Origin of the sequence: Bernardetia sp. MNP-M8, assembly GCF_037126285.1 — a bacterium.
Classification (GTDB): Bacteria; Bacteroidota; Bacteroidia; order Cytophagales; family Bernardetiaceae; genus Bernardetia.
In genome coordinates, this window is sequence record NZ_CP147012.1 from 286,109 (window position 1) to 297,541 (window position 11,433).

General features: G+C 31.4%; 7 protein-coding genes. 4 read left to right on the forward strand and 3 right to left on the reverse strand.

Annotated elements, in window-relative coordinates; translation table 11 throughout:
* The first annotated feature begins 83 nt into the window (after positions 1–83).
* The 3 genes from V9L04_RS01235 (at position 84) to V9L04_RS01245 (ending at position 3,805) form a co-directional block, all read left to right on the forward strand.
* Positions 84–2,246 carry a M3 family metallopeptidase gene (locus V9L04_RS01235; protein WP_338792240.1) on the forward strand — a complete coding sequence of 721 codons (2,163 nt, stop codon included), beginning with the start codon at positions 84–86 and terminating at the stop codon, positions 2,244–2,246.
* A gap of 149 nt (positions 2,247–2,395) precedes the next feature.
* A complete protein-coding gene (locus tag V9L04_RS01240; protein ID WP_338792241.1) occupies positions 2,396–3,235 on the forward strand; it encodes a hypothetical protein in 840 nt (279 codons plus the stop codon).
* 78 nt (positions 3,236–3,313) lie between these two features.
* Complete coding sequence (locus tag V9L04_RS01245) at positions 3,314–3,805, forward strand: hypothetical protein (RefSeq protein ID WP_338792242.1); 492 nt, start codon at positions 3,314–3,316, stop codon at positions 3,803–3,805.
* A 168-nt stretch (positions 3,806–3,973) separates the two neighbouring features.
* Here the strand turns inward: V9L04_RS01245 and V9L04_RS01250 are convergent, their stop codons facing one another.
* Positions 3,974–5,203 (reverse strand): nucleoside recognition domain-containing protein, encoded by a 1,230-nt coding sequence (locus V9L04_RS01250; RefSeq protein WP_338792243.1) that lies wholly within the window; start codon positions 5,201–5,203, stop codon positions 3,974–3,976.
* A gap of 492 nt (positions 5,204–5,695) precedes the next feature.
* On the opposite strand from V9L04_RS01250, the gene V9L04_RS01255 reads away from it, so the two are divergent.
* Positions 5,696–7,657, forward strand: a complete 1,962-nt coding sequence (locus V9L04_RS01255) for a M3 family metallopeptidase (protein WP_338792244.1) — start codon at positions 5,696–5,698, stop codon at positions 7,655–7,657.
* A gap of 952 nt (positions 7,658–8,609) precedes the next feature.
* Here V9L04_RS01255 and V9L04_RS01260 read toward each other — a convergent pair.
* Together V9L04_RS01260 and V9L04_RS01265 are read right to left on the reverse strand one after the other, a co-directional pair.
* Complete coding sequence (locus tag V9L04_RS01260; protein WP_338792246.1) at positions 8,610–9,374, reverse strand: class I SAM-dependent methyltransferase; 765 nt, start codon at positions 9,372–9,374, stop codon at positions 8,610–8,612.
* A gap of 86 nt (positions 9,375–9,460) precedes the next feature.
* Positions 9,461–11,344, reverse strand: coding sequence for a serine hydrolase (locus V9L04_RS01265; protein WP_338792247.1), 1,884 nt, complete (start codon positions 11,342–11,344; stop codon positions 9,461–9,463).
* Positions 11,345–11,433: the final 89 nt, after the last annotated feature.

The window sequence follows — 11,433 nt, forward strand, 5'->3', positions numbered from 1 at the left end:
ATTGTCCTAATTTTATCAAAAGTATAACTAAATTTAAAGTTGTAAGAAAAAATTCAATTTTATTAAACCTATAATTTACAAACATGATAAAACAAGCAACAAAACAATTTCTATTTTTACTACTTACTTTATCTGCTTTTACAGCGTGTAAACAAGAAGTAAAAAAAGAAGATACAGAAACAAAAGAAGAAGCAACAACAGAAAATCTATTATTACAAAAATGGACAGGCGATTATGGTGGTGTTCCTGCTTTTGATAAGATGAAATTGGAAGACATTAAGCCTGCTATGATTAAGGGAATGGAAATGAATTTGGCTGATATTGAAAAAATAGCCAACAATCCAGAACCTGCTACTTTCGAAAATACGATTGAAGAAATGGAACGTGCAGGAAAAGAACTAGATAGAGCTTTCAATTATTATGGAATTTGGAGTAGTAACATGTCTTCACCAGAATTTAGAGCAATTGATGAAGAATTATCACCTAAGTTTTCAGAGTTTAGTTCTAAAATCTCTCAAAACGAAAAATTATTTCAACGCATCAAAACAGTTTACGATAATTCTCAAACTACTCCTTTAGAAGCAGACAAACAACGAGTTTTAGAGCTAACTTATAAAGGTTTTGAAATGAATGGAGCAGAACTTAGTCCAGAGAAAAAAGAAAGATATGCAGCTATTGACAAAGAACTTTCTACACTTTACACTAAGTTTTCGAATAATGTTTTGCACGATGAAGAAGGTTATATTACTTATATTGATGAAAATCAATTGGGAGGTTTATCAGAAGGTTTTATCAAATCGGCTGCAAAAATTGCTGCTGATAATGGACAAGAAGGAAAATATGCCATCACAAATACTCGCTCTTCAATGGATCCTTTCTTGACATATTCTACTGAAAGAGATTTGCGTGAAAAGGTTTGGAAAAATTATTATTCAAGAGGAGATAATGGTGATGACTACGACAACAATAAAATTATTGCAGAAATTTTAAAATTACGTAGAGAGCGTGTTGAGCTTTTGGGTTATAAAAACTTTGCAGAATGGCGTTTGCAAGACCGTATGGCAAAAACTCCTGAAAATGCAATGAATTTGATGGAAACAGTTTGGAAGGCATCTATTGCTAGAGTGGATGAAGAAGTAAAAGATATGCAAGCTGTAGCCAATAAAAACGGAGACAAAATTACTATTGAACCTTGGGATTATCGTTATTATGCTGAAAAAGTAAGACAAGATAAATATAATTTGGATTCAGACGAAGTAAAACAATATTTACAACTTGACAAACTTACTGAAGCAATGCACTATGTAGCAGGTCGTTTGTTTAATTTCAAATTTACGCCAGTTCCTGAAGGTTCTGTTCCTGTTTTTCATGAAGATGTGAAAGTTTGGGAAGTAACTGACAAAGACACAGGCGAGAATATCGGACTTTGGTATCTTGATCCGTATGCTAGACAAGGAAAGCGTTCGGGAGCATGGGCAACAAGTTATAGAAGTCATACAACCTTTGATGGAAATAAAAATGTTTTGGCTTCCAACAATTCAAATTTTGTAAAACCTGCACCAAATCAACCTCTTTTAGTTTCTTGGGATGATGCAACTACATTTTTTCATGAGTTTGGTCATGCACTTCATGCTCTTTCGTCAAATGTAAAATATCCAACTTTGAATGGTGGTGTTAGAGATTATACAGAATTTCAATCACAGCTTTTAGAGCGTTGGTTATCTACTGACGAAGTTATTAATAACTATTTGGTTCATAATAAAACTGGTCAGCCAATGCCAAAAGAGTTAGTTGCCAAAATCAAGAAAGCATCTACTTTCAATCAAGGTTTTTCTACAACTGAATATTTGGCTTCTGCTATCATGGATATGAAATTCCACCTTGCAGATCCAGAGAATATTGATGTAGATAAGTTTGAAAAAGAAACATTGGAAGAATTAGGAATGCCAAAACAATTAGTGATGCGCCACAGAACGCCACATTTTGGACACGTTTTTTCAGGAGAAGGCTATGCAACAGCATATTACGGCTATATGTGGGCTGATGTTTTGACGGCTGATGCTGCCGAAGCATTTGCAGAAGCTCCAGACGGTTTTTATGACAAAGAAATGGCTGATAAATTAGTAAAATATTTGTTTGCACCGAGAAATGCCATAGACCCAGCCGAAGCCTACAAGTCATTTAGAGGACGTGAAGCAAATATGGAAGCTCTGATGAGAGATAGAGGTTTTCCTGTGCCTAAATAGTAATTTATGTAGCTGACAGTTTCTAAACTGTCAGATGATTTAAGTAAAAACCACCATTGAAAACTATTTTTTTGTTTTTAGAGGTGGTTTTTTACTAAAAATGAAATTTTAGCAGTAAATTGATGTTTTCTAAAACTCCAAAACAGACTATGAAAAGAATTATTCAATTACTTGTTCGCTTTATTTTTTATAGAACTTATCGTAATATTGAAAAGACAATTACTTCAATGATTGATAATTCAGAAGGAATACTAGAAGATATTAAAGTAGATGAAACAGTAAAGTTTAAGAGAAAATGGGAATCACACCTTTTTAATATTTATGATAATCCACAAAAATGTCCTGTTTCTATAAAAGAAAAATTAGATAAATATACCTCTGGTCAGAATTGGGAATATGCTTGGGTAAAAGCTACCTTTGAACTGATTGGAGTGTCTCAAATAGAAAATCATGTTGATAAACTTAAAAGTATAATTGAGGAGTGTCATATCTGGTATTCTATAGAAGCAATGAAAGTATTAGTAAAGTATCCAGATTTTTTTGACGAGGTAGAGAATATTGAATTTATTGAAAAGGCTTTTGAAAAGAAAGGTAAGTTTGGTTCGTATGGACACATTTACATGAAATATCTTTCAGCTCTAAGAGATAAACCTCTAGTCATCTCATTACTTTCTAGATTAATTACTCGCAGTATAGTGAAAGATAATAACTGGGCTTATTTACGTAGTTTTTATCTTATCAAAGATTTGTATGAACAAAATAATCCATTAGTAAATAATTACTGTTATTATTTCCTTGATGTTGTTATTTCAGAAAAGCGAGTTAAGGAAGGGAAGTACTCTAAAAAGTTTGAATTTACAAAACCATTGAAAGCTCATTCTCTCAAAATGTATTTAGAAATAAAACCAAATGATGTTCTTGCTCTTGATATTTTAGAAAAATGGAAAGCAAGAGAAACAGATGAGAAAATTCTAGAAATTTTGAATTGATTTTTATTTGAACCTTTCCCACCAAAAAAACAGTTTCCTAACTACAATCATTTTCTATCAAAAAAAAATAAACTATCAATGAGTTGGAAAATTGTAGAACAAAAAATTGGAAAAGCAGGAAATCTCAAACAAAGACAAAAAAGACAGAGAGAATGGGATAAAAAATATGGTGATAATTGGCTGATAGGTTATGTAATTGATGGCGAGTTTGTTTCACAAGAAGATGCGCTAGAAAGTATTTATTATAAAAGCTACGAACAGCATTTTGAAAACAATCCTAATGATTTGGAGGAATTGATACAAACTGCCAAACTTTTAGAAAATCCACATGCAAAAGCTACTGGAGGAGTAGATTTACAAGTTCCTGCTATTATGAGTTATTTGAATAGAAATAATTTGGAGTTAAAAGGAAATGAAGTGGTAGATATTGGAACATTTGGAGAATCTTCTCACAAAATAAGTGTTCGTTTGAGTCCATTGACCATAAAAGTAGTTTTGAATCCTAAAATGACTTTAGAGAAATTTTGGCAAGACAAAAAATGCCTTGCCGTTTGGGAAGATGAAGAATAAGTATATTGGCTTTTCTAAATCATAAGACTTAAACGACAAATGATTTGCACAAGAAAAGCTCAAAGTTAATTTTTAAATTCTATTGAAATAAATACAAATTTATTCGAATCATTGTGTAAGGAAGTATTGTATTAAGTTTTGAAAAACTAAATATGCAGCTAAACTTTGCTAAGCAAAAAACAAATAACTAAGCAGAATAGCAGCAATTATTCCCACCCCATCGGCAATCAGACCACAACTAACAGCATATCTTGTATTTTTGATATTGACAGCACCAAAATAAACTGCCAAAACATAAAATGTAGTATCCGTTGAGCCTTGAAGTGTTGCAGCTACTTTTCCAACAAAAGAATCTACTCCGTAAGTAGTAAAAGCATCAATCATAAGTCCTCTTGCACCACTTCCACTAAGAGGCTTCATAATAGCAACAGGAAGAGCTTTTACAAATTGTGTATCAAAACCAAAAAGAGAAATAAACCAACTTACAGCAGAAATTAGCATGTCCATTGCACCCGAAGCACGAAAAACGCCAATAGCCACAAGCATAGCAACCAAATAAGGAATTACTTTTATGGCAATCGAAAAACCTTCTTTTGCGCCTTCAATAAAGGTTTCATAGACGTTTACTTTCTTAAAAGCAGCCCAAGCAATAAAACTGACCATTACACCAAATAAAATAAAATTACTTGCAACAGAAGAATACAGACTAATTTTTTCTTGTGGCAATGTGCTAAAAAACCAAGTGATGATTGAAATGAAAGCAGTAAGTCCTCCCAAATAAGCAATAACGACAGGGTGTAAGAGATTGAGTTTCTGTTTAATTCCGACAGCCAAAATACCAGCTAATGTAGCAAAAAAAGTGGCTATCAATATAGGAACAAATATTTCAGCAGGATTAACTGCACCTGCCTGCGCTCTATATACCATAACAGAAACAGGAATAATAGTCAGTCCAGAAGTATTCAACACCAAAAACATAATTTGTGCATTACTAGCTGTTTCAGGTTTTGGATTAAGGGATTGTAGTTCTTCCATTGCTTTTAATCCTAGAGGTGTAGCTGCATTATCCAAACCTAACATATTAGCTGAAAAATTCATTAACATTGCCCCCACAGCACCATGATTTTTGGGAACTTCTGGAAAAAGATGTCTAAAAAGTGGACTAACCAATTTTGCCAATACTTCAATTGCTCCAGCTTGCTCACCTATTTTCATAATTCCTAACCACAGAGCCATTGCCCCTGTCAGATAAAGAGAAATTTCAAAACCAGTTTTTGCACTTTCAAACGTGCTATTGGTAATCTTAGAGAAAACTTCTATATCTCCATTAAAAAGCTGAAAGATTGCAAAGATAAAAGCAATGAGAAAAAAACCTATCCAAATTCGATTAAGAGCCATCTGTGTTTTTTATGAGTTTTAAGAAAATAAAAAGTATAATGTAATAACTGAGTGATTTTTAATCGCCATACAACAAAAAAACAACGGTTTAAAGACGATAAATATAAAAATAAATTACAAATGTGTGTTTTATTGGTTAATCAGTATACTAAATTAATTTTTTTGGCGTACTTTTACTAGACAATTCATTTAAGTAGTGTTTTTAAATAAAAAGAAAGAATAAATGAGTTATGAGTTTAAAATATGAATAATTGTATATTAACGTTCAAAGATTTAACCCAAAAAACACACTATCTACAAGCAAAATCATTGAAAAATGGTTTTTAATATAGGATTTTTTAAATTAAAAATTAACTGTAAAATTAATTAAAAACATACTTACTTATAAAAATGTTAAATAGTGGCACAAAATTATTTAATCAGTTTACTAAACACTGCTACATAATTTGAAAATATTATTAAAACAAACTATTTCAATTACAACAATCTTCTATGGAGTCTTATTTTGAGTTTTTTTATTCTTCCCCCAATTTTGAAGAAATTGATGCCAAAAGCATTCGATATATTACTGACAAAATCATTCGCAAATCTGATGCTACCTTAGCTGTTATTTTGGGAGGCGATACTCAGACTTTCGAAATGAAAATGGAAAAATGGGATGAACTAACCCACAAATTAAGCAGTATTTCAGGAATTATTTTTCTTTTAGCACATACTTCTTCTGATGAAAAGGTATATAAACAAGCCAATCAGAGCGTACAAGTATTGCAAAGATACGGAAACAGTCTTTCCCTTAATGAAGAATTATATAAAGCTATCAAAAAATATAGTCAATCTGATGATGCTCGTTGGCTAAAAGGATATAAAAAGAAGTTTATAAAAGAAACCGTTGGAGAATTCGAACGCAATGGTTTTGCGCTTGTCCAACAAGATAGAGATATATTACGAACCATGAAAGACCAGTTATCTGACCTTTCTAATGAGTTTTCAAGAAATATTGCAGAGCATCAAGATCAGATTATTATTTCAGAAGATGATATAGAAGGACTTCCAGAAGACTACAAAAATCGTCATAGAATGGAAAATGGAATGTATAAAATTACATTAGATTCTCCTTCTTATCGTCCATTTATGCGCTATGCAAAAAATGAAAAATATCGTAAAGAACTATATATAAAATATCTGAATAGAGGAAATCCAAAAAATACAGGAGTTCTTATCAAAACAATAGCTCTACGCAAGCAAATGGCAAACCTATTGGGCTACAAAACCTATGCTCAATATGTCATTGAAGAAAGAATGGCAAAAACGCCTGATACTGTTTGGAGTTTTGAAGAAGAACTAACAAAAAAAGTAAAACCTAAAGCAGAAAAAGACTACAAGGAACTTCTAAGTATAGCAGAAGGAAAAGAAGAGTTACAAGGCTGGGAAACAGGTTATTATAACAATATTCTTTTGGAGAAAAACTACAATCTCAATTCAGAAGAAGTCAAACAATATTTTGAGTTAAACAATGTTTTTAAAGGAATTTTTAATATTTGTAAAAATCTTTTCGGAATTGATTTTATCAAAATGTATCATCATTCTGTTTGGCATGAGGATGTAATTGTATATGAAGTGCGAAAAAAGAATAAAGTTGTTGGAAAAATGTATTTGGATTTGTATCCAAGACCTAATAAATACAGTCATGCAGCTTGTTTTGGTTTGGTTTCAGGTAGAGAGACTGAGAGAGGATACCAAACTCCTCATACAGCATTAGTTTGTAATTTTCCTCCTTCTACGTCTGATTCTCCTTCGCTTCTTTCACACGACCAAGTAACAACTGTTTTTCATGAGTTTGGTCATGGTTTGCATCAGCTTCTTACACAATCTCCTTTAGCAGCATTTGCAGGAACAAATGTAGCGAGAGATTTTGTAGAAGTTCCTTCACAACTTTTCGAAAACTGGGCGTGGGATTATGACATTTTGAAAGAATTTGCACTTCATCACAAAACAGGAGAAGTGTTGCCAAAAGAACTCTTCGATAAGATGGTGGCTGCAAAAAATGTAGGTTCGGGTTTGTTTACTCTTCAACAAATTTTATATGGAACATTTGATCTTACTTTACACGATACGTATGATCCCCTTGTAGATGCATCTCCAAACGAATTATTCAATACACTTCAACGACAAATTACACTTACTCCACCAGTAGAAGAAACTGATTTTCCTTCAGGCTTTGGTCATTTAATGGGCTATGCAGCAGGATATTATGGCTATCTATGGGCAAAAGTATATGCTGAAGACATGTTTTCTGTATTTGAAAAGGCAGGATTATTAAATCCAAAAGTAGGTAAAATGTATGTAGATAAAGTCCTTTCTAAAGGTGGAAGTGAAGATGAAATGAGCCAAATTAAGAGTTTTCTAAAAAGAGAGCCAAAACAAGAAGCCTTTCTAAAATCACTCGGTTTATAGACAAATTAAAGGTTTCAAAACACTTATTTTGATTTTTTCAGGAAAAAACATAGCTTTGTGCAACCCTTTTATGATTCGTTGGGTCTTAATAGTGTAAGGCAAACTTGCCATTTCGTCGGAAATGTGAATGTAATTGTAGTTTTATCTTTTCAGTTTGTAATTTTTAATTATCTATTGACTTATCAATTTTTTGCGCCAACTACAGTTTTGTTTCATTTTCGCTTATCATAAATTAAAATACCATTTCTTGTTTGTATAAGAAATGGTTTTTTTATGGGCTTATCTTAACTGGCTCAAATACCAATAATTTAAACATAAAAAAACTACTTCAAAAATTGTAAAAATCTAAGAAGTAGTTAGTTATTTGATTCAATATGTAGAGGCAATACGCATAAAATTTGTTTCATAAATTGTATGGTAGTTTAGAAGGTTTAGAATCTATAAGGCTTTTTGTATTTTTATAAAAAAACCAAATGATTCGCTAAGTAATTATGGCTTTACCCAAGTTAAGATTGTGGTTGTCATGATAAGTAGAATTTAATAGTTGTATTTTTTAAGAATAAGTAAGTGAACTGTGTTATAGTCCTTATAATTAGAAGACTCAAAAAGTTATGTTTTGGTTGCATTTAGCATTTCCTTTATTTTTTTTGTCATCTATATATAAGACGCTAAAAACTCAAAAAATGCACATGAAAAACTCAAAATTTAACATTTTTTTTGATATTTTTCTTCATTTACTTTCAAGTGTTCTATAATTACACCAAAAACGGCTTTTTATTAGACTAAAAATTAAAAGTTTATTGTAATTTTTTAATACTAGAATTAATCTATTTTTAAAATTTCTGCTGTAATTATGCAATCTCAACCCTTTTAGCCTCTCTTAAAGTTCCCTTTTTGATTATAAATCATTGATTATTTATGACAAAAATGTAAGCATCTGACTTTTAAGAAGTTATTTATTTGTAATTGTGCCTATTCTCAATAATATTGGAAATTTCACTGTTCTGACTTCTTTACCTTTCCATGCATTTTCTAAATCTTGATAAATTATTTCTATGGCATCATTTTTTAAATTACTTGAATTTTGATTGTTATAATGTTTTACAGCCGACCATGTATTCAGATATCCTATCAAGTTTTCTAATGTCCATTCTAGCTCATTAAATAATTTCTTATTTTTTTTCTGCTCTACTTCTTTAAAAGGAAAAGGAATTGTTTGATAACTTTCATCAATGTATTTTCTTTCTTTATCCCAGTATTTACCCAAAATATCATAATACAATTTGTTAATGATGGCATCAATTTTTTCATTAACTTCTAACTTGCCATATCCTAAAACTACAAAAACTCCTTCTTTTTTGAGTGTTCTGCTTACTTCTTGATAAAATTTATTAAAATCAAACCAATGAATAGCCTGTGCTACAATAATTAAATCAAAAAAATCAGATTTAAAAGAAGAGTTTTCTGCCTGTTCGATGGAATAAACTATGTTTTCTTTTTGAACAGCATTTTTGATTTGATTCTGACTTATATCTGTAGCAAACACCTTTTCAAAATCTTGTGCCAACTTATCAGCTACCTGTCCATTTCCAGTCCCACAATCCCAAGCATTTTGTTTTTTATCCAAATAAGAATAGATAATTTCAAAAACTTCTTTTGGATAAGAAGGACGATAAATAGAGTAACTTTTAGAGTGCTGAGAAAAGTTATCTTTCATAGAATTATGATTTGATATAAAATTATAAATAACTCAAATTATGTACAAGAGAATTGCTCGTATTTAGAAAAGAGTTTTTTTACTTCCTAATTTTTCATTGCATCATAAATCACTTGTTGTATTCTCGTTCTAGTATTAAGGTTCATGAGCATTTTGCTTTCTCTTGTGGGATAAACTCTATTAGACAGAAAAACAAAAATCATTTCAGTTGCAGGATCAACCCACACCATTGTTCCTGTAAAACCAAAATGCCCATAACTCAGCGCAGAGGCATCTTTTGCTGTATTTCCATTCGGACTCCATTCTAAAAGTGGTTTATCAAAACCTAATCCTCTTCGGTTTCCATCCTCACAAAACTGACAACGTGTAAACTCTGCAATTGTAGTTGGCTTGAAAAAAGTAGTTTCTCCGTAACTTCCTCCATTCAAAAATAGCTGTAAAATTTTAGCTACATCATTGGCATTTCCAAAAAGTCCTGCATGACCTGAAACACCTCCACGCATAGCAGCAGCTTCGTCATGAACATTTCCCCAAACCAATGTATTTCTAAAAAGAGAATCTCTTTCTGTCGGAACAATTCGGCTTCTTGAGAATTTTTCTAGTGGATTGAAAGTAAGTGTAGGAGCAGATAAAGGTTTATAGAAATGTGTTTGAAGGAAATTACTAAACTCTTGTTGTACAAGTCTTTCTATAATTTCAGGAGCTAAAACAAAACCCAAATCGCTGTATTTATACTCTTTTGTAGGCAACAGCTTCGAATCTCCAATAATTTTGAGCATATTCTCTTTGTAATAATCTGTCTTTATAAAAAGATTATCTGATAATTGCGTTTCAAATCCTTTTTCTTTTTGAGTTCTAAAAATTTCTCTTGGATAAACTTTATGATTTCGTGTTTCTTTGTGTCCAAAATCAATGAAAGGTGTGAGTTGCGCTTGGTGTGTCAGAATATCTTTCAAAACTAGCGTATCTTTATTTGTTCCTTCAAAAAACGGCAAAAAATACGATAAAGTAGAATCTAAAGGCAAACGATTTTGATCATAAATAGCCATATAAGCAGCCGTTGAAGCCAAAATTTTGGTAACAGAAGCCAAATCATAAATATCACTTTTTTCGGCTTTTGTAACAGAATCGTAGGTATGAAAACCATAAGCTTTTTGATAAATAACATTTCCTTTTACAGCTACCAAAACTTGTGCGCTTGGCATTGCTTTAGCGTTCATTGCCTCCAAAACTAGCGTATCTATAAGCTGCAAATCCTGCGATTTTATTCCTACTTCTTCTGGAATTGTATATTTTAGTCTATTTTTTTTTGTGAATATTCCTGTTTCTTGTCTGAAACTAGGTAGAATTTCATTTTCCAAAATTCCGTGTGCAGCTACTCCACCACAAATAAGCTGAGCGGATAATTCTTCCGAAATTGAATTATAAACAGGGCAAAAAAGAAGTGCATTTGTAATTAAGAGTTCATTTTGATTTCTTTCTATAAAATTTCTATTCTCAAAAACAACCACAGAAACAGGTTTTGCAGAAGCTAAAACAGCAATTTGACGAGCTATAAAACTAGAGATAGAATCTTGTTTTTCATTTTTTCCTATCAAAAAAACAATTTCATTAAAATTATCCAAACTCTGAAAATCGGCAGCCAATTTTAAAGAATCCTCAGAAGGAGCAATATGAACAGTCGTAAAATCTGCATACAAATTTATGGTTGATTCAAAAACAGAAAATGATTTTTTTGCAATGCTTACAACTGCTTTTCTATCTTTAGAAAGATTTTGCAGAGGAATGTAATTATTTTTATTATGAAGCAAAACCAAACTAGATTCTATCAATTTTCGTTTTTGAAGCATTGTTTTGGGAGCATTCCAGTCTTGCCACCAGCTTACACAACCTGTAGTAAAAAAAGTAATAGACAGAATGACAATAATTGAAAAAGAGAATAGAAACGTTTTTTTTGTAGATTTTTTCATAAACAGTTTTATACAACCATCAACAAGGTTAAGACTGTTGTTGAGGATTTATTTTTATAATAAAGAGTAATTTAGTCAGAAAAAGCCAT